An 18662-nucleotide genomic window follows, 5' to 3' on the forward strand; every position below is an offset into this window, starting at 1 on the left:
TGCCTTACCCTGCCTACGACGTCCTGTAGGCCGGATAAGGCGCGTTGCCGTTGCCATCCGGTGCGAGAATTACACTCGCTCAATTCTCGCGGGTAACCCCTGGCGCACCGCCGCGCCCGATACCCAGTCAAGCCAGGTATTCGCTACCTGCCGGGTAGGATCCGCAAAGCCTAAATCGTTGAGATTAATCCCCGACCTTATTTGTGCATCAAACGCCATCGGTTCGCCGTCGAGCGTATGCTGCGCCGCGCCCATTTCTTTATGCCCATAACCGTGTTCAATGGCGATTACGCCAGGCATGACCCCATGCAGCAGGCTTATCTGCGCCAGCGCCTGACCGCCAGGCGTGGTGATCCGTACCTTATCGCCGTGCGCTAAGCCATATCGCTGACCGTCCTGCGGATTGAGCGCCACCAGATTTACCGGCTTCAGATGCTGCAGACGCGGGATCACCGCCGTGGCGCTGGACATTGTATTTGATTTAAAAGAAATCAGTTTCAGCGGCCACTCTTGTTCCGGGAACAACTCCTCGACAGCACGGCCATCTGACAGGCGCGAAGGATACCAGGCCGGGCAGCCGCTGAAGCGCTCGCCGGTAATCGCATGGCGGTGCGCGGCGACGTTCGCATTCCAGATTTGTAGCGGTTTTTCCCACGCATTGCCTACCCGATTCTCAACCCGCCCGCTGATGTCCGGCGCAAAGCGTCCGCCCCGGGAGTAGATAAATGCCACCCGGCTAATTTCATCGGCTTTCAGCGTTTGGGTCATCACAGGCACTATCCGCTGTACCCCGGTCAGCGCAATGTCTTCCGGCTGTGCCTCGGCGACCGGCGCTTTGCCCATAAACGCAATATTAGCGGCGAGTCGCAGGTAGTAATCTTCCGCACGGTTCAGTGGATAGCGGTTGCCTTGCGGATCGGTGATCGCATTGTCGCCGAATCCGGGTAGCCCGATGCGTTTTGCTACAGCGATACAGAAAGACTCCATCGAGGCCGGTTGACCGTTGGCGGTAGTGCTGGTCGCGGCTCTGACAACCGGCCAACGCGCGGTTGTGGCTTTACTGGCCACGCCCGCCCATGGAGCGCTGAATCCCCAACTTTCGAAGTTATGGGTATCTGGCACGATGTAATCTGCCAACGCCGTGGTTTCATTCATAAAGGCGTCAATCGCGATAAACAGCGGCAGACGCGCAGGATCCTTGAGTTTTTCTTCCGCCACGCCGCGCAACCCTGCAATGCCGTAGAACGGGTTGGTCATGTTGGAGATCCAGGCTTTCAGCGGATAAGGGTAACCTTCAAGCGCTGAGACGAGAAGTTCGGTTAGCTGACCGGCGACAAACGGATACCACGGGGCTTTGGCCGGGAAGGGGGATTGTCCGGCAGCCACCTTATTGCGGTACTCTTCGGAAGACTCATAAGCCGTTTTGCTGCGCGCGATGCTTAACCCTTTCGGTTTTACCTTCCCGGCGAAGCTGTCCATGTTGTAGCGCGGACCGTCGGTGGCGCCATTAAACTTGCCGCCGCCGACGAACACGCCGCCTTCAAGGCTGAGGTTGCCAATCAGTGCATTGAGCATCATCACCGACCAGGCATTATAAAATCCATTGCCTGCCATCATGCCACCGTGGGTGATCACCGCCGCTTTGCGTCCATGACGGGTAAACGCATCGGCCAGTGCGCTAATGTCTGCTTCAGACACGCCGCACTGCTGGCTGTATTGCGTGAGTGTTAGTTTCCCGGCGGACTCTTTCAGGCACTGGAGGCTGCTTTTGACCGTCACCGTCTGGCCGTCTGCCAGCATGACTTCGCGGCTGACAAACAACTGCGCACGCGGGCAACCGCTGGCGGCGACAATTTCGCCGGCCTCGTTAACGACTGCTGGCTCCTCGGCGGCATTTGCGTTCAAATGTGCGAGGGTTAAATGCTGTCCGGCAAGGGTTGGAAGCTCATCGGTAATCACCAGATGCGTGGCGTTAGTCCAGCTTTTTTCTTCGGCCTGCTGCATGGCCTGTATGCCGGGAATAGCGAGGTAATCGGCGTTATAACGCTGTTTATCGATAATCCAGCGGATCATCGCCATCGCCAGCGCAGAGTCGCTTCCCGGACGTACGGGCTGCCAGTGACCGCGCTCGTCAGCCAGCACCGTAGTCAATGGCAGGGCGGGCGCCACCACCACATAACGGAAGTCGTCGCGTAACCGGGCGCTAGCCAGTTGCCGGGCCTGGCGCTTAAATGGATTACCGGATTGCGCCGGCGAAGTGCCCATAAACAGCGCGAATTCGACGTTATCCCAGTCGGGTTTCACGTGGGTGTTTTTATCCAGATCGCCCATTAGCGCACCGGAACCGGCACGATAGGCCAGACCGCAGTAAGCGCCATGAGCACCGAAGTTTTTACTGCCAAAACTGTTCAGCGCGAAGCGGCGCAAAAATGTATCACGTCCTTCATCGCTGGTATTCGTGACCAGCAGTTGATTGGACTTTGGGCCAAAGCCGGGATGCCCGGCATCAAGTGGCGTGTTGGTATCATGGATTGCCCGCAGACCGTCAACGTGGCCTTCACCAAACAGATCGCCGCCTTCCACCACTTCTTCGATCAACTGTTCGAAGCTAATGCGCTGCCATTTTCCCTCACCGCGTTTACCGACGCGCTTCATAGGTTCCTGAATACGTAGCGGGCTGTACAGCCCTTCCAGTAAGGTTGCACCACGGGCGCAAGCGGTGGAACGCGCGTCAAGACCCGATTCGCCCGCCAGTTGTTCCATTGCGGTGGCAAAGGGGACGGCGGAGTCAATATGATGCTCCTGAGACAATGGATGATAGGGGTTGCCCGCAATGCGCAGCACCTTGCCTTGTTCATTGTCGACGCGTACCCGCACGCCACACTGCGTCCAGCAGCCAAAGCACTGCGTCATGGAGATAACCTGCTGCGGGTTCTGCTGCCAGCGCGGCTGGGCATTGGCTTCGGGAATGAGGGCGTTACCAAAGATGCGATCACGGGTAATTTTGCCCGAGGTTCCGTCCAATAAACCGTCTATTGCGCGCTTTGCCACATCCCGATAACTCAGGCCAAAAGTCACCATGCCACCTACGGCAAGGCCTACTTTAAGCCACTGACGACGTGTTAAATTAGCCATGTTGCATTCTCCTTGCGATCGCGTTCAGGGCTTCACGAACAATAATGATCAGTGCAATCCACAGTCCAAAGGTGCCCAAAATGGCCAGCCAGCCATCGGTACCCCCAGGCAGGGTGTAAGGGTTAAACTGCGCGTTAAATTTCGGGATGGTCTGTACCTGGATGAGTAACGTCCAGCGCAACAGCCAGCACAGCGCCATCGCGCTAAATGCGAGTATTATGCGCAGCGGCAGCGACAGGGGGTTACGTAGCACCAGCCCACAAAGAGCAAGCGATGCAAGCCATAGCGCAACCCAGCCGATGGCGTAGTGTCGTGCCGAAGAGGCAACGTCGAGCCACTGGCGAATAGCTGAACCGGAAAGCGAATTGCCGCTCGCCCATATCACCACCACTCCAGCCAGCGCGATCAGGGTAATTGTCTGCCCCCATGCCAGTTTGCGTGCTAATGTTTCCTGGTTTTTGGTCGTTGCGATGAGCAGGGCGAGAAACGTTTGCAGCGCGCTGAGAAACATTGCAATCGGAAAGGCGTAGCTGAACCAGACCGGACGCGCCTGCACCACTGACACTTCTCGACCGGTGTAAACCAGCAATCCGATGGCCGACAGGGCGCTACCTATGGCTAACCATTTGGTGACGCTGTAACTTTTTAGCGTTAACCGTTTAACGTGCTGCGCCAAAAACCACAGACCTAAGAAGCCGGTGAATAGGGGTAAAAACAGCGCGCCCCATGGCATCCACGACCATGGCGTTGGCCAGGCGTAGAAATGCCAGACGCGGGCGGTTTGGTGTAAGTCAGCGGTCAGCGCCAGCGGCGCGGTAATCGCGCAGGTCAGGGCGATTAACAGCGTCAGGTTTTCCAGTTCCGCCGTCTCTTGTTTGCGCCAGTGAAGCAGACAGGCGAACAGCGCGGCGCAGGCGGCAATGCCGATGAAAAAGAAATATTGTACGGCCCAGGGTAACCAGCTTACGTCCTGGGGATGGGCCAGAACCTCTTCAATAACCAGTGAATGGTTCATTTAAACCTCCTGCCAGAGAGCGGGTTGAGCACGTCCCATCAACGGGGTGACAAACGCCTCGTCCAGACCCAGATAGAACACGTGCGGGGCTGTCCCATTTTCTGGTTTCAGGACTTTGATGGCGTCATGGTGTTCACGCAGCATTTGCGAGATTCGACTGTGCGGATCTTTGATATCGCCTATGATGCGCGCGCCACCGACGCAGGATTCCACGCAGGCCGGGAGCAGGCCGGCTTCGAGACGGTGAACACAAAAGGTGCATTTATCAGCGGTTTGCGTTTCATGGTTGATGAATCGCGCATCATAAGGACAGGCCTGCACGCAGTAGGCGCAGCCCACGCAGCGCGTGTTGTCGACTACCACAATGCCGTCTTCGCGTTGGAAAGTGGCCTGTACCGGGCAAACGGGGACGCAGGGGGGATTATCACAATGGTTGCACAGCCGCGGCAGCAGGACGTTGGTGACGCTCTGCTGGCCCTCAATCTGCACCTGATACTGGTTAACGAGGGTACGAAATTCGCCCTGCGGCGTCTGGTTTTCAATGGCGCAACTGACGGTACACGCCTGGCAGCCAATACAGCGACGCAGGTCAATCAGCATGGCGTAGCGGTGTTGAAGTGAGCCTTCATGGCGTTCAGGCGAGAAGGGGAATTGCGCCTGAGCTAAAGGTACCAGCGATGCGCCGGCGGTCAGGACGCCCAGTTGCTGGAGAAACTGCCGTTTACTGCTGTCCATATTTTCTCCCGTCACGATGCAACAACGAAACATTGGTCACGCCGTTGATTTGCTTGTGATGAATAAAGAATCTCGATGATTTACAGTGTAAAAATCGTGATGGGGGTACTCTATTGTGGTTAACCACATACCCGGCTTGTTGTTGATCTAAAACAACATAATTGACAGGGATAATTGAGTGGGACGCAACGTAGTAAAATGTCTGGTGGTGCTGGCGTCGCTATGGATGCTAAGCGGGGTGGTCAGGGCACAGACATGGAATATCGGCGTTTTGGCGATGCGTGGGGAGGTCTCCACACGTAATCACTGGCAGCCGCTGGAAACCTTGTTGAATCAGCAAATCCCCGGCGAACAGTTTCATATTCAACCACTGGACCTGCACCAGATGCAGGAGGCGGTGAATCGTGGCACGGTACAATTTGTGGTCACCAATCCGGCGCAGTTTGTGCAGCTAAACAGCAGCGCTGCACTACGTTGGCTGGCGTCGCTACGTTCTACTCGCGGGGGGAAAGCCACCAGTAACGTGATTGGCAGCGCGATCCTCGTCAGACGCGACAGCGGGATAACCTCCGCACACGATCTGATCGGCAAAACGGTTGGCGCCATTGACGCACAGGCATTTGGCGGTTATTTGCTGGGATATAAAGCGCTCAGCGATGCCGGTTTGCGCCCGGAGCGCGATTTGCATCTGATGTTCACTGGATTTCCCGCCGATGCCTTACTCTATTTATTACGCGAAAAAGCCGTGCAGGCAGTGATTGTACCGGTGTGTCTGCTGGAAAAAATGGATGAAGAAGGGCTTATTCGTAAAACAGATTTTATGGCCGTACTTAACCATCCAACGTCGATTCCCTGTTTAACCAGTACGCCGCTCTATCCTGACTGGTCGTTTGCGGCACTGCCTGCAGTAAGCGACGAGCTGGCCGATCGCGTCACGCGGGCACTGTTCAATGCGCCGCAGAATGCGACGTTTCGCTGGGGGGCGCCCGCCTCGACTCGCGAAGTCGAAGCGTTGCTGCGCGACGTCCGCCAACATCCGCAGCAGCGCCAGCTGTGGCTGGATGTCAAAAGCTGGTTTATTCAACATCGGCTGGCGATGGGAGGCGCGGCTCTCGTACTGCTGTTGCTGACGCTCAATTATATCTGGGTGATGCTGCTGGTTCGTCGACGCGGCAGGCAGTTGGAGCGAAACAACGTACTGTTGCGCAAACAGGAACAGGAACTGGAAACCGCTCGCCAAATGAGCGTGCTTGGCGAGATGACTTCAGGTTTTGCTCATGAGCTCAATCAGCCTCTGTCGGCTATCCGACATTATGCGCAAGGCTGTCTGATCCGCCTGCGTGGTCAGGATCAGCAGCACCCGCTGCTGCCCGCGCTGGAGCACATTGATAACCAGGCACAGCGAGGCGCTGATACGCTGCGTAATCTTCGCCAGTGGGTTAGCCAGGCGCAGGGCAATCCGGTAATTACCGACGACTGGCAAGTCGTCAATATTCACGATGCCATCCATCATGTCTGGCAATTATTGCGCATGCCTCAGCAATTCCCGGCGGTGGCGCTGCAAACGCAGATTAGTAAGGCGTTAACATTAACGCTGCCAGCCGTTCTCCTCGAACAGGTTCTGGCCAATCTGGTGCTCAATGCGGCCCAGGCAGGGGCAACTACAGTGTGGTTTAGCGCCGAGCGTGAGGATGGCGATGTGTGTATTCAGGTGCAGGATAACGCCGGAGGTATTGATGAGGCACAATTGTATCAGGCTTTTCAGCCGTTTATGACAACCCGTAAAGAGGGGATGGGGCTGGGATTAGCCATTTGTCAGCGGCTGGTGCGCTACGCGAATGGAGACATTGAGATCAATAATCATCAGGCTCCTGATGAAAAAGCGGGTGCGATGGTGACATTACATTTTAAGCAAAACCTGGAGGGAGGCCGTAGTGGCAATCATTCATCTGCTGGATGACGATATTGCCGTCACCCAGGCCTGCGCGTTTTTACTGGAAAGTCTGGGATATGAGGTGTGTTGCTGGGATCAGGGCGAAACATTCCTCGCCGAGGCAAATCTGCACCAGGTGGGCGTACTTTTGCTGGACATGCGTATGCCGGTTCTGGATGGGCACGCTGTCCATGAAGCCATGCGTCAGCAAGAAAGTACGCTAGCGGTGGTATTTCTCACCGGGCATGGCGATGTTCCGATGGCGGTTGAGCAAATGAAGCGCGGAGCGGTCGATTTTTTGCAAAAGCCGGTCTCCGCTGCGCCTTTACAGGCGGCGTTAGAGCATGCTTTGCAGGTTTCTCTCGCCGCCTTCTCGCGACAAGAGATCGTCGTCTGTTATCAGCAGCTCACGCCAAAGGAGCGAGAGCTGGCACAGCTGGTAGCAAAAGGGTTGATGAATCGGGAAATTGCTGACGCAATGAATATTGCCGTGCGCACGGTAGAGGTTCACCGGGCGCGGGTGATGGAAAAAATGCAGGCGGGAAGTCTTGCGGAGCTGGTAAATCGACTCCAGAAGATTCAGTAGAGTTATGACATTTGTTTGATTTTCATTGAATTTTGTCTAAACCGTCAGACTGATATATGCTGTTGGTTTGAGTTAATGACGAGCGGGCAAAAATGGGAAATCAGACCAAAGACGATGAGCTGTACCGTGAAATGTGCAGAGTAGTCGGTAAAGTAGTGCTGGAAATGCGCGATCTGGGACAAGAGCCTAAGCATATCGTCATTGCGGGAGTACTGAGAACCACCCTCGCCAACCAACGTGTGAAGCGCAGCGAGCTAGAAAAACAAGCCATTGAGACCGTGATTAAAGCATTGGCCGGATAATTCGCAAAAAAGAGGGCGGTAGTTTCTCTCGCCGTCCTCTTATTCTCATTACGTTAATCTATCAATAATTATAATTTAGTGCTGCAATTAGCGTCATCAAACTCGCTGTATATTTAATTATATATCGCATGCGATATAAAAATATATATGAGAGTGGAGTCACAAATATTTGCACAGCATATGAAGTGCTATTTTAATTTATCTAAATGATAATAAATCTCACTCCGCATTAATTATTTCCCTTCCGTTTTTTAATTGATGACGATCAAGACTATGTATGCTGAATAACCACATTATTTCTACGCCTAACCCTAAAGAATTAGATTCATTCAGTTTAACCACCGTCATTTACGCGATCAGGTTAGGGCAAAATTTTACGTGTTGTTGGCAACATAAACCGCCGGAAATGGCTTGAGCTGGACTGGTTTAATTTAGCCTGGAGGTGTTGCTACCACAGCGTTTGCGAAGAGGATGCGAAATAAATGAACCAGGTTGATCGTCCATTTTTAGATTGTGGTTTAACGCGGCTTGAATTTCTGCGGATATCAGCAAAAGGTCTGGCGGGATTAACCATTGCCCCCGCACTGTTATCCCTTTTGGGCTGTAAGCAGGAAGATGTCGACAGCGGCACCGTGGGGCTTATCAATACGCCAAAAGGGGTGCTGGTAACCCAGCGAGCGCGCTGTACGGGCTGTCACCGCTGTGAAATTTCCTGTACTAATTATAACGATGGCGCCGTGGGCACTTTCTTTTCCCGTATAAAAATCCATCGTAATTACTTCTTTGGCGATGATGGCGTTGGTTCCGGCGGCGGACTGTATGGCGATTTAAACTATACCGCTGATACTTGCCGTCAGTGCAAAGATCCGCAATGCATGAAGGTCTGCCCCATCGGCGCTATTACCTGGAAACAGGAAGAGGGTTGTATTGTGGTGGATCACAAACGTTGTATTGGCTGCAGCGCGTGTACTACCGCCTGTCCGTGGATGATGGCGACCGTAAATACCGAAACCAAAAAATCCTCAAAATGTGTGTTATGCGGGGAATGCGCCAATGCTTGTCCGACTGGAGCATTAAAAATTATCGAGTGGAAAGATATTACTGTTTGATAGATAGCAGGTATGCCTGGTACGCGTCATTAATTGCCAAAAATATCGCAGTTTTGCAGATAAAAGCTACCTGGAAAATGGCGGGTATATCTATTAAACCTTCTTGCAAAGGAAAACATGATGGCTAATGGTTGGACAGGTAATATTTTACGGGTCAATCTCACCACGGGTAATATCACCCTGGAAGATTCCAGTAAATTTAAAAAATTTGTCGGCGGGATGGGCTTTGGTTATAAAATTATGTACGACGAAGTCCCGCCTGGCACCATGCCTTTTGATGAAGGGAATAAACTGGTTTTCGCCACCGGACCATTAACGGGTTCTGGTGCCCCTTGTAGCTCCCGCGTCAATATCACCTCCTTGTCGACGTTCACCAAAGGCAATTTAGTGGTGGATGCCCACATGGGCGGCTTCTTCGCCGCGCAAATGAAATTCGCCGGTTACGATGCCATTGTTATCGAAGGAAAGTCCGCATCTCCGGTCTGGATCAACATCAAAGACGATAAGGTGAGCATCGAAAAAGCCGATTTCCTGTGGGGCAAGGGAACGCGCGCCACAACCGAGGAAATTTGCCGTATTACCAGCCCGGAAACCTGCGTCGCGGCTATTGGCCAGGCGGGTGAGAATCTGGTGCCGCTCTCCTGCATGATCAACAGCCGTAACCATAGCGGCGGCGCCGGTACTGGCGCGGTGATGGGCTCGAAAAACCTGAAGGCCATTGCGGTAGAAGGGACCAGAGGGGTCAATATTGCCGATCGCAAAGAGATGAAGCGGCTCAATGACTACATGATGACCGAGCTTATCGGCGCCAACAACAACCACGTTGTGCCAAGCACCCCGCAGGCCTGGGCAGAATATTCTTCGCCAAACTCGCGCTGGACAGCCCGTAAGGGACTTTTCTGGGGCGCGGCAGAAGGTGGGCCAATCGAAACCGGCGAAATCCCGCCGGGTAACCAGAATACCGTGGGTTTCCGTACCTATAAATCCGTGTTCGATCTGGGGCCAGCCGCTGAGAAATACACGGTCAAAATGAGCGGCTGCCATTCATGTCCCATTCGTTGTATGTCGCAGCTTAATGTCCCGCGAGTGAAAGATTTTGGCGTGCCGAGTACCGGTGGTAACACCTGCGTAGCAAACTTCGTTCACACCACCATTTTCCCTAATGGCCCGAAAGATTTCGACGATAAAGACGACGGGCGCGTGGTGGGAAATCTGATAGGTCTGAATCTGTTCGACGATTATGGCATCTGGTGTAACTACGGGCAGTTGCACCGTGATTTTACTTATTGCTATTCGAAAGGCGTCTTTAAGCGCGTACTGCCCGCTGAAGAGTATGCGGAGATCCGCTGGGATCAGCTGGAAGCGGGCGATCCTCATTTTATTAAAGACTTCTACTACCGCCTGGCGCATCGCGTGGGTGAACTCAGCCATCTTGCGGACGGCTCGTATGCCATTGCTGAACGCTGGGATTTGGGCGAAGAGTACTGGGGTTATGCCAAAAATAAACTGTGGTCACCGTTCGGTTTTCCAGTCCACCATGCAAACGAGGCCTCCGCACAGGTGGGGGCGATCACCAACTGTATGTTTAACCGTGACTGTATGACGCATACCCATATCAACTTCATCGGTTCCGGATTACCGCTGAAATTACAGCGCGAAGTGGCGGGCGAGTTATTTGGTTCGCAGGATGCCTACGATGAAACCAAAAACTACACCCCGATCAATGCCGCCAAGATTAAATATGCCAAATGGACGCTGCTGAAAGTCTGTCTGCATAACGCGGTTACGCTGTGTAACTGGGTTTGGCCGATGACGGTTTCACCACTCAAGAGCCGTAACTATCGCGGGGATTTGGATCTGGAAGCGAAGTTCTTCCAGGCGGTCACCGGTGATGAAACCACGCAGGCGAGTCTGGACCTGGCCGCTGAACGCATCTTTACTCTGCATCGTGCTTATACGGTCAAACTGATGCAAACCAAAGATATGCGCAATGAGCACGATCTCATCTGTTCCTGGGTGTTTGATAAAGATCCGAAGATCCCGGTTTTCACTGAAGGAACCGACAAGATGGACAGGGAGGATATGCGTCAGTCCCTGACGATGTTCTATCAGGAAATGGGCTGGGATCCAGAGCTGGGTTGCCCAACGCGTGAAACCCTGAACCGACTCGGACTTGAAGACGTAGCCGCTGATTTGGCTGCACAGGATCTGTTGCCGGCGTAAGGAAAGCAAGATGACTAACGTGAGCGACGTTCTGATACCCGTTGAGGCGTTTCCTGACGAGGTTGACAGTCAAAAGAGACAGTGGCTGCAGGCGTTTCACCCTCCTGTAGAGCAGGTGACTGCACCTCAGGTTCAGGAACCCGTCAGCCCGGAGTCGATTGTGGCAGATTTTATTCGTCAGCATTCAGCGTCAGGACAAGTTGTGGCGCGCAGCGTGTTTCTGCAGCCACCTTATTCGGTCCCTGAAACCGAGCTTTCTACGCTGTTGGATGCGCTGTGTCAGGACGCGAATGACGCGGATATTAGCCGTGTGCAGGGCGCGGAAGATGCGTATTTCTATTCGACGCAAACCATGAGCGCAAATTACGCCGATATGTGTGTGCAGGTGATGGAAAACGACATCTGCCGTGCGATTGCCGAAGCGGTACGCTTCGACTGTCGCACGTATCCTCGCCCCTATAAGGTCGCCATGCTGACGCAACCGCCGTATAGCTTTGAGTCTCAACAGCTTGCAGCTGCGCTCACAGCCATGGAAACGCATCCTGATTACGCAGATATACGGCCTGTGGAATCGTCAAATGCGGAGCCTTATTTGTTCAGCGAACGTTTTATGAGTTATGGCAAAGCGTACGGCCTGTGTGAATGGCTTGAGGTTGAGCAGTATCAGAACCCCTGAATTATTCAGGTTGATGTCATGGAATGTGTGGACGACCACTGTCACAGTATTAGAGGATAACCCGATGTCCTTCACCCGACGAAAATTTGTCATTGGCATGGGGACGGTGATTTTTTTTACCGGCCCAGGTCAAAATCTGTTAGCGAGTACCAGAAGCCCTAAAGATGTTCATTACGTCATGATTCACGACGAATCACTGTGTAACGGATGTAATCTCTGCGCCCGCGCATGCAGGAAAACCAACCATGTTCCTGCCCAGGGCAGCCGTTTGTCGATAGCGCATATTCCGGTCTCTGACAACGACAACGAAACGCTGTATCACTACTTCCGTCAGTCCTGTCAGCATTGCGACGATGCGCCTTGTATTGAGGTGTGCCCGACCGGCGCCTCCTGGCGAGATGAAAACGGTATTGTGCGGGTAGACACGTCTTCCTGTATCGGCTGCAGCTACTGTATTGGCGCGTGTCCTTATCAGGTGCGTTATCTCAACCCGCAAACCAAAGTGGCGGATAAATGCGACTTCTGTGCTGAAACACGTCTGGCGAAAGGTTTTCCGCCGATCTGTGTTAACGCCTGCCCGGAACATGCGCTGATTTTTGGTCGTGAAGATAGCCCAGAAATTCAGAGCTGGTTGCGAGAAAATAAGTATTACGAACATCAACTTGCAGGCGCCGGAAAACCCCATCTGTATCGTCGGTTCGGTCAACATTTGATTAAAAAGGATAATGTATGAACGCGTCGCAGAATGCCGAACAGTTTCACGCCCAGCTTGCGCAGTATGTTCCCCTGTTTTCACCGGACTACTGGCCTGTGTGGCTGGTTATCGCTGGGTTAATGCTGGTGGGAATGTGGCTGGTGCTGGCGCTACACGCCATGCTGCGCTTTCGAGCGGCGCATAAAGCGTCGGCAGGGCACGGTGAGAAAGTCTATTTATACTCGAAGGCTGTACGTTTATGGCACTGGTCAAATGCGCTGCTTTTTTTACTACTTCTGGCTAGTGGTCTGGTCAATCACTTCTCCGCCGTCAGCGCATCGGTGATGAAAAGCCTGCTTACCGTACATGAGGTCTGCGGTTTTTTATTGCTTGCCTGCTGGATTGGTTTTGTCCTGATCAACCTGATTGGCTGCAACGGACATCATTATATTATTCAACGTCAAGGATGGATCGCACGCGCGCAAAGACAAACGCGATTTTACCTGTTCGGCATTATGCAGGGTGAGTCACACCCATTCCCGGCATCAAAGCGTTCTAAGTTCAATCCGCTACAGCAGGCGGCCTATGTGGGCGTGATGTATGGTTTGCTGCCATTACTGCTAATCTCAGGGCTGTTATCGCTCTATCCGACGGTTGTCGGCGATCTGTTCCCTGGCGTGCGTTACTGGCTGCTGCAGGCGCACTTCGCGCTGGCGATTGTCAGTCTGTTTTTCATTTTTGGGCATCTTTATCTCTGCACGACAGGTCGCACGCCGGGCGAAACCTTCAAGTGCATGGTGGATGGCTATCACCGACATTAAGCGATGATGATTACGCGAAGTGATTTACGGGCCTGGCGCGTTGGGCCCGTTATGTATCGCTGGTTTTTACGTACTTTTCCCGCTGGTGGAAGCTATGCCGATGTCCATCGTGCGCTCCAGCGAGAAGGGTATACAGACTGGGCAGACAGCCTGGTGGAATACGGCTGGTCAAAATGGCGGGAAGAGGCGAGTTTTGTCCAGCAGGATATTCGCGCGATGGGGAGTATTTCCCGTGTGCAAACGGCGGGGGAAACCCGCCGTCCGCTGGCGGATGCGGAAGATAATGCCCGGTTTAGTAGCGCTAGCGATAACGTTAAAATCGCCAGCGCAGGGTATGCCGCCCAGATTGCCAGCGCAGGTTATAGCGCACGCATTGGTAGCGTAGGCTACAACGTGCATATCGGCAGCTCAGGCGATCGCGGGCGAATTGTGGTTGCGGGAAATTCGGCACGTATCAGTAGCGTGGGTGACGGGACGCGTATCGCCAGTACCGGCATGCGCGTACGCATCAGCTCGCTCGGTGACCGAAACCGGATTGCCTGCAGTGGCGATTTAACCCAGTTGGCCTGTTTTGGCGCAGAGTCCAAAATCGCCAACTGCGCGGATAACATCCACATTATTGCCAGCGGAGAGAACGCCGTCGTTGCCAGTACAGGCGTTGTCGATTCGATAACGCTCGGTCCCGGCGGCTGCGCGGCGCTGGCCTACCACGATGGCGAGAGGATGCGTTTTGCGCTTGCCGTTGAAGGGGAAAATAACATTCGGGCAGGGGTGAAATATCGGCTCAACGAAGACCATCAGTTCGTGGAATGTTGAGCCGTGGTGTCATTTTAGCGCGAAGCGGCGTTGGGTGATTTTCTCCAGGCTCAGGCACAGCAGGTAATAGACCAGTCCGGTAAAGATAAAAATAGCTGCCGGGTAGATTTGCACCCGGCTGTTAACCTGACCGGCAACCGTCGTGAGTTCCGGCACGTTAACGATAAATGCCAGCGATGTATCCTTCAGTAATCCAATAAAGATCCCCGTGAGCGACGGCAGCACGTTACGCAGCACCTGTGGCAATAAGATAAGCCACAGTGCCTGATAAGGTCGAAAACCCTGAACCACTGCTGCATCATATTGCCCGCCAGGCAGTGCGCTGATTCCTGCGTACACTGAGTGCATCACCGAGGCGGCGGTGAACCATGCCAACGCCAGCGTCACGGTAACGGCGCCGGGGAGATCGCTTCCGGTCAGCATGGGGAGCAAATACCACATCCAGAAAATCACAAAGATGAGCGGAATGCCGCGAATAAACTCTGCCCAGATGAACAATAGGTTGCGAATCGCGCCAGGAAACCGCCAGGCGCAGCAGGCAAGAACTATTCCGCCCGGCAGGGCCAGCAGCGCCGCGCCGAAAGCCATCAGCAAAGTGAGCAGAACGCCGCCGGGTTGCCCCTGCGCCATACGTCCCCACAGGAGATAGTCAAGATTGTCGGTAATGACCGAAATATTAGCGATCACGCGGTATGCTCCTGACGCAGAAAATGCGCGTTCTTACCTTTGACGATTTACCCGACGCAGGCTGCGGGCCAAGACGCGTAAGCAGCATACCCAGAACGATGCCGGTGAACAGGTAAAGCGCCGTGCCAACGGCAAAGGCTTCCAGCGCGTGCGCGTTGTAGCTTTCAATTTGCCGTACCTGGTAGGTGAGCTCGGCAAAACCAATACCGCTGGCGAGCGAGGAGAGCTTCATCAGGTTGAGATACTGCCCAACAATGGGTTGCCAGGCGTTTGCCAGCCCCTGAGGCAGCAGAATGTGAAGGAACGTCGTCCAGGATGAAAAACCCTGCGCCACGGCAGCCTCGCGTTGTCCGGCAGAAACCGCTTGTAAACCAGAGGCGATCTCCTCGACCAAAAATGCCGAGGTAAATACGCCCAGCCCCCATGCTGAACAGATAAATTCTGGTGTTAACCACCAGACATCCCCCGGCAGAATAGACCATGGATGCTCAGCATTGATAAAGGTAATGATGTCGCGGGGCAGCCAATTCCATGCAGCAAAATACCAGAACATCAGTTGCACCAGTAACGGTGTGTTGCGAAACACCGAGACCCACGCGCCGACTACCGCTTTGGCAAGGCGATTGCCCGTCAGGCGCAGGCCGATCAGCGCGATGGCAATAAGCGTGGCGAGCACGATACCTGCCAGCGTCACCCAGAGCGTGGTGAGAAAGCCGGAAATTATCCATTGCAGAGGTAGCCCGCTCAGCACCCCCTGCCAGTCCATTGCAAGCATTATAGCGATGACTCCTGGTGTAACGGATCGAGCACTTTTTTCAGGAAACGCTGGGTTCTCGGGTGCTGTGGTCGGGTGAAAAAATCTTCTGGTGCGGCTACTTCAAGAATATCGCCGCCATCAATGAATACCACCCGATCGGCAATCTCACGCGCGAAATGCATTTCATGGGTCACGACGATCATGGTGATGCCGCTGTGGGCCAGGTTTTTCATCACTTGTAATACCTCGCCGATCATTTCCGGATCCAGCGCAGAGGTTGGCTCATCAAACAGAATGATTTGTGGCGACGAGGCCAGCGCACGGGCGATGGCCACGCGCTGCTGCTGCCCACCGGACAACTGCGCGGCATAGGCGTTGGCTTTTTCTGCCAGTCCCACCTTTTCCAGCAACTCGAATGCCCGACGCTCCGCTTCCGCCTTGTTCCAGCCATGAACATATTCCAGCGCCAGCGCGATGTTCGAAAGCGCTGTCAGATGCGCATAGAGATTGAATTGCTGAAATACGAAACCAATACGGCTGCGTAACTGGCGTAATGCTGCCCCGCGCAACTGACTAATCGGTTTGTCATCAATGAAGATTTCACCTCCGCTCAGCGACTCAAGCTGGTTGATAAGACGTATAAGAGTGGACTTTCCGGAGCCAGAAGGGCCCAGAATAGTCACCACTTCACCGGGTTCAACTGAGAGGCTGACGCCGTTAAGTACGGTGTGAGCGTCATACTGTTTGATGACATTGCGCAGTTCAACGCTCGCCTGACGCAAATGGGTAAAATCCGCAGCAGAAGCTGCGGACCGATGAAAAAGGGCTGAGAGCATATTATCTGGCTTCTATTTTAAAGGCGCGGGGTTGTGGATTCTTGGTTTCAGGACCAAACCAGACATCATAAATTTTGGCCGCCTGCCCGGTAGACTCCAGCTTCAAAAGCTCATCGTTGACGGCTTTTAACAGCGCAGGTTCACCTTTTTTCACCCCCACGCCGATCTCTTCTTTGCTCAGCAGATCCGGAAGAATTTTGAAATCTGCTTTATCCGGCGCGCCGCCTAATAAACCGGCCAGAATCGTACTGTCCTGGGTAATCGCCTGGACATTGCCGTTGCGTAGCGCGGTTAACGCCAGTGGAATATCGTCGTAGGCCAGCACACGCGACTGCGGAAAGCGCTGATGTAGCGCCTGCTCGCCGGTGGTACCTTTTACCGCGCCGATTCGCGCTTTACTGTATTCCTCGAGCTTGTCCGGAGATTTTGCTGGCACAAGGAACTGCTGACCGGTAACAAAATAAGGGACGGAGAAGTCAATCACCTGCGCCCGTTCAGGCGTGATCGTGATATCCGCGACGATTAAATCGGCTTTACCGGATTGTAATAACGGAATGCGGTTTGCCGGATTGGTCGCGACCAGTTCCAGTTTTACGCCAAGGGATTTGGCCAGCGCTTCGGCAAAATCAACGTCGTAGCCGACAATCTTATGCGTTTTCGCATCGATGGAGCCAAACGGCGGATTCGCGTCGAATGTCGCGACTTTTACTACGCCAGCGGCCTTGATATCAGCCAGTTGGTCGGCCTGTGCCTGCGAGACGGTAAGACCTGAAGCCAGCAGCACGCCGAGCGCCAGCAGTGTTTTTTTAGCGCGGTATTTTTTCGTTGCCATCATTGTATGAAATCCCTGTAGTTTTTGGTTTGTGCTTTTTACGCTCCCATAACTTACGGTTGGGACAAAATAAGAAAAAATTCTTATCTATATACAAAATGTTATTAGTGAAAAGGGTGTTAATTACGGGTGAAAATATTGCAATGGCGGAAGGCAAAATAGTGCATAACCCCGGCAGTAATTCACGTTTGGTTTTTGTATGAGGGTGCGCGTGAATATGACTGAAGTGTGCTAATGTCCAGAAACGCTACTGGAATATCCTCCTGACCTGTACCATGTGTCACAACAGGTCTGGATTGGGGAAATGCATGCTGCGTGATAATTTTAACGATCTCTATTATCTCATTATCGTGGCCCGCGAGCGGAGTTTTACCCGGGCAGCGGCAAAGCTTGGGGTTTCGCAATCCGCGCTAAGCCATGCGATTCGTGGGCTTGAGGAACGTCTGGATGTACGACTTCTGACACGCACCACGCGCAGCGTTGCGCCGACCGAAGCCGGAGAACGGCTCATCAACAGTATCAGCCCGCGTTTTGATGACATTGAATCGGAGCTGCTGGCATTAACCGATGTCCGCCAGCGTGTGGCCGGTAACATCCGTCTGACGCTGGGCGAGCACGCGTTACAATCTACCGTCTGGCCCGCGCTGGAGCCTTTTTTACAGACTTACCCTGATGTGAATGTTGAAATGACCATCGACAATAGCCTGACGGATATTGTAACCGGCCGCTATGATGCGGGTATTCGGCTTGGCGAGCAGGTGGCGAAAGACATGGTCGCCGTCAGGATTGGCCCAGACTGGCGCATGGTAGTGGTGGGTTCACCGGCATATTTTGCCCGTCATGGCAAACCCCATACTCCGCACGACCTGCAAAATCATAACTGTATTAACATGCGCATGCCGACGTTGGGCGGTCTGTATGCCTGGGAGTTTACCAAAGACGGTCAAGATTTGCGCGTGCGGGTGGAGGGACAGCTTATTTTTAACAATCTGCCCCCGCGGATCGGCGCGGCGATTACCGGAATGGGGCTGGCATTTGTGCCGGAAGATACCGTAGAACGGGCCGTTGCGGACGGCGCGCTGGAAAAAGTGCTGGAGGACTGGTGCGAACCGTTTCCTGGCTATTATATGTACTACCCCAGTCGCAAACAGCATACCGCCGCTTTTGCGCAACTGATTGAGGCGTTGCGATATACGGGCTCAAGCAGGAAGGGGTAGCAGGCGATAAAAAACCGGCATTGCGCCGGTTTAGAAATCAGATTTTGCAGGCGTCGCCGCAGTCATTATCAGCAATAATTTCCTGCGCTTTCTTGTCTGCATCTTCCAGACGTTCAGCATTACGCTCTTGCGCTTCTTCCAGTCCATCAAAGACCAGATTATCGAGATCAATTTCCATCATTTACCTGCTCAGGTTCAGCGTTTAACATCCCGTTATTATATTGCAAAAATGTTGCTTAATAGCAGCGATTCTTGCTACTTAGCATCGAACGCAATCCGCTGTGCGTA

Annotated in this window: 18 protein-coding genes; 10 read left to right on the forward strand and 8 right to left on the reverse strand. The window is 53.6% G+C overall.

The window, feature by feature from the left end; translation table 11 throughout:
* Positions 1 to 69: 69 nt before the first annotated feature.
* Genes ttrA through ttrB form a run of 3 tightly spaced genes read right to left on the reverse strand, consistent with a single transcriptional unit; the run spans position 70 to position 4885 of the window.
* Positions 70 to 3135 (reverse strand): tetrathionate reductase subunit TtrA, encoded by a 3066-nt coding sequence (ttrA, locus tag OGW16_RS23505; protein ID WP_286519060.1) that lies wholly within the window; start codon positions 3133 to 3135, stop codon positions 70 to 72.
* Complete coding sequence (gene ttrC, locus OGW16_RS23510) at positions 3128 to 4150, reverse strand: tetrathionate reductase subunit TtrC (protein WP_100194451.1); 1023 nt, start codon at positions 4148 to 4150, stop codon at positions 3128 to 3130. Before ttrC ends, ttrA begins: the two co-directional genes overlap by 8 nt.
* Positions 4151 to 4885 carry a tetrathionate reductase subunit TtrB gene (gene ttrB, locus OGW16_RS23515; RefSeq protein ID WP_353417266.1) on the reverse strand — a complete coding sequence of 245 codons (735 nt, stop codon included), beginning with the start codon at positions 4883 to 4885 and terminating at the stop codon, positions 4151 to 4153. It lies immediately after the preceding gene.
* Positions 4886 to 5111: 226 nt separating this feature from the next.
* Between ttrB and ttrS the strand changes: the two genes are divergently transcribed.
* From ttrS to ydhT, 9 genes are all read left to right on the forward strand, one after another.
* Positions 5112 to 6845, forward strand: a complete 1734-nt coding sequence (gene ttrS, locus OGW16_RS23520; RefSeq protein ID WP_101706158.1) for a tetrathionate respiration histidine kinase TtrS — start codon at positions 5112 to 5114, stop codon at positions 6843 to 6845.
* Positions 6820 to 7404 (forward strand): tetrathionate respiration response regulator TtrR, encoded by a 585-nt coding sequence (gene ttrR, locus OGW16_RS23525; RefSeq protein ID WP_043016546.1) that lies wholly within the window; start codon positions 6820 to 6822, stop codon positions 7402 to 7404. The genes ttrS and ttrR overlap by 26 nt, the downstream gene beginning before the upstream one ends.
* Positions 7405 to 7496: 92 nt before the next feature.
* Positions 7497 to 7706, forward strand: a complete 210-nt coding sequence (gene fumD / locus OGW16_RS23530) for a fumarate hydratase FumD (RefSeq protein ID WP_003029345.1) — start codon at positions 7497 to 7499, stop codon at positions 7704 to 7706.
* A 482-nt stretch (positions 7707 to 8188) separates the two neighbouring features.
* A complete protein-coding gene (locus OGW16_RS23535; RefSeq protein WP_043016545.1) occupies positions 8189 to 8815 on the forward strand; it encodes a ferredoxin-like protein in 627 nt (208 codons plus the stop codon).
* Positions 8816 to 8935: 120 nt separating this feature from the next.
* Positions 8936 to 11038, forward strand: a complete 2103-nt coding sequence (locus tag OGW16_RS23540) for an aldehyde ferredoxin oxidoreductase (RefSeq protein WP_043016544.1) — start codon at positions 8936 to 8938, stop codon at positions 11036 to 11038.
* A 10-nt stretch (positions 11039 to 11048) separates the two neighbouring features.
* The gene (locus OGW16_RS23545) at positions 11049 to 11714 is read left to right on the forward strand and encodes a YdhW family putative oxidoreductase system protein (protein ID WP_047411593.1); all 666 of its coding nucleotides are present in this window, start codon (positions 11049 to 11051) and stop codon (positions 11712 to 11714) included.
* Between the two features lie 64 nt (positions 11715 to 11778).
* A complete protein-coding gene (locus tag OGW16_RS23550) occupies positions 11779 to 12447 on the forward strand; it encodes a 4Fe-4S dicluster domain-containing protein (protein WP_051642705.1) in 669 nt (222 codons plus the stop codon).
* The gene (phsC, locus tag OGW16_RS23555; protein ID WP_286519064.1) at positions 12444 to 13229 is read left to right on the forward strand and encodes a thiosulfate reductase cytochrome B subunit; all 786 of its coding nucleotides are present in this window, start codon (positions 12444 to 12446) and stop codon (positions 13227 to 13229) included. Before OGW16_RS23550 ends, phsC begins: the two co-directional genes overlap by 4 nt.
* Positions 13230 to 13280: 51 nt before the next feature.
* Complete coding sequence (gene ydhT, locus OGW16_RS23560) at positions 13281 to 14045, forward strand: protein YdhT (protein ID WP_406566747.1); 765 nt, start codon at positions 13281 to 13283, stop codon at positions 14043 to 14045.
* Between the two features lie 9 nt (positions 14046 to 14054).
* Here the strand turns inward: ydhT and OGW16_RS23565 are convergent, their stop codons facing one another.
* Genes OGW16_RS23565 through OGW16_RS23580 form a run of 4 tightly spaced genes read right to left on the reverse strand, consistent with a single transcriptional unit; the run spans position 14055 to position 17160 of the window.
* Positions 14055 to 14732, reverse strand: a complete 678-nt coding sequence (locus tag OGW16_RS23565; RefSeq protein WP_043016540.1) for an amino acid ABC transporter permease — start codon at positions 14730 to 14732, stop codon at positions 14055 to 14057.
* A complete protein-coding gene (locus tag OGW16_RS23570) occupies positions 14722 to 15507 on the reverse strand; it encodes an amino acid ABC transporter permease (RefSeq protein ID WP_087050627.1) in 786 nt (261 codons plus the stop codon). Before OGW16_RS23570 ends, OGW16_RS23565 begins: the two co-directional genes overlap by 11 nt.
* Positions 15507 to 16325 (reverse strand): amino acid ABC transporter ATP-binding protein, encoded by an 819-nt coding sequence (locus tag OGW16_RS23575; RefSeq protein ID WP_047411580.1) that lies wholly within the window; start codon positions 16323 to 16325, stop codon positions 15507 to 15509. The genes OGW16_RS23570 and OGW16_RS23575 overlap by 1 nt, the downstream gene beginning before the upstream one ends.
* A gap of 1 nt (position 16326) precedes the next feature.
* Positions 16327 to 17160: an ABC transporter substrate-binding protein gene (locus tag OGW16_RS23580; protein WP_043016537.1), complete on the reverse strand. Its 834-nt coding sequence runs from the start codon at positions 17158 to 17160 to the stop codon at positions 16327 to 16329.
* 305 nt (positions 17161 to 17465) lie between these two features.
* Between OGW16_RS23580 and OGW16_RS23585 the strand changes: the two genes are divergently transcribed.
* Positions 17466 to 18374 (forward strand): LysR family transcriptional regulator, encoded by a 909-nt coding sequence (locus OGW16_RS23585; RefSeq protein ID WP_087053211.1) that lies wholly within the window; start codon positions 17466 to 17468, stop codon positions 18372 to 18374.
* Between the two features lie 37 nt (positions 18375 to 18411).
* Here the strand turns inward: OGW16_RS23585 and OGW16_RS23590 are convergent, their stop codons facing one another.
* Complete coding sequence (locus OGW16_RS23590; protein WP_003832695.1) at positions 18412 to 18552, reverse strand: hypothetical protein; 141 nt, start codon at positions 18550 to 18552, stop codon at positions 18412 to 18414.
* Positions 18553 to 18662: the final 110 nt, after the last annotated feature.

The organism is Citrobacter sp. Ce104, from assembly GCF_030334595.1.
GTDB classification, from domain to species: Bacteria; Pseudomonadota; Gammaproteobacteria; order Enterobacterales; family Enterobacteriaceae; genus Citrobacter; species Citrobacter europaeus.

Excerpts from the sequence above, each read along its gene's own strand:
- ttrA (WP_286519060.1), bottom strand. The coding sequence starts at position 3,135 with ATGGCTAATTTAACACGTCGTCAGTGGCTTAAAGTAGGCCTTGCCGTA.
- ttrC (WP_100194451.1), bottom strand. The coding sequence starts at position 4,150 with ATGAACCATTCACTGGTTATTGAAGAGGTTCTGGCCCATCCCCAGGAC.
- ttrB (WP_353417266.1), bottom strand. The coding sequence starts at position 4,885 with ATGGACAGCAGTAAACGGCAGTTTCTCCAGCAACTGGGCGTCCTGACC.
- ttrS (WP_101706158.1), top strand. The coding sequence starts at position 5,112 with ATGCTAAGCGGGGTGGTCAGGGCACAGACATGGAATATCGGCGTTTTG.
- fumD (WP_003029345.1), top strand. The coding sequence starts at position 7,497 with ATGGGAAATCAGACCAAAGACGATGAGCTGTACCGTGAAATGTGCAGA.
- OGW16_RS23535 (WP_043016545.1), top strand. The coding sequence starts at position 8,189 with ATGAACCAGGTTGATCGTCCATTTTTAGATTGTGGTTTAACGCGGCTT.
- OGW16_RS23540 (WP_043016544.1), top strand. The coding sequence starts at position 8,936 with ATGGCTAATGGTTGGACAGGTAATATTTTACGGGTCAATCTCACCACG.
- OGW16_RS23545 (WP_047411593.1), top strand. The coding sequence starts at position 11,049 with ATGACTAACGTGAGCGACGTTCTGATACCCGTTGAGGCGTTTCCTGAC.
- OGW16_RS23550 (WP_051642705.1), top strand. The coding sequence starts at position 11,779 with ATGTCCTTCACCCGACGAAAATTTGTCATTGGCATGGGGACGGTGATT.
- phsC (WP_286519064.1), top strand. The coding sequence starts at position 12,444 with ATGAACGCGTCGCAGAATGCCGAACAGTTTCACGCCCAGCTTGCGCAG.
- ydhT (WP_406566747.1), top strand. The coding sequence starts at position 13,281 with ATGTATCGCTGGTTTTTACGTACTTTTCCCGCTGGTGGAAGCTATGCC.
- OGW16_RS23570 (WP_087050627.1), bottom strand. The coding sequence starts at position 15,507 with ATGCTTGCAATGGACTGGCAGGGGGTGCTGAGCGGGCTACCTCTGCAA.
- OGW16_RS23575 (WP_047411580.1), bottom strand. The coding sequence starts at position 16,325 with ATGCTCTCAGCCCTTTTTCATCGGTCCGCAGCTTCTGCTGCGGATTTT.
- OGW16_RS23580 (WP_043016537.1), bottom strand. The coding sequence starts at position 17,160 with ATGATGGCAACGAAAAAATACCGCGCTAAAAAAACACTGCTGGCGCTC.
- OGW16_RS23585 (WP_087053211.1), top strand. The coding sequence starts at position 17,466 with ATGCTGCGTGATAATTTTAACGATCTCTATTATCTCATTATCGTGGCC.
- OGW16_RS23590 (WP_003832695.1), bottom strand. The coding sequence starts at position 18,552 with ATGGAAATTGATCTCGATAATCTGGTCTTTGATGGACTGGAAGAAGCG.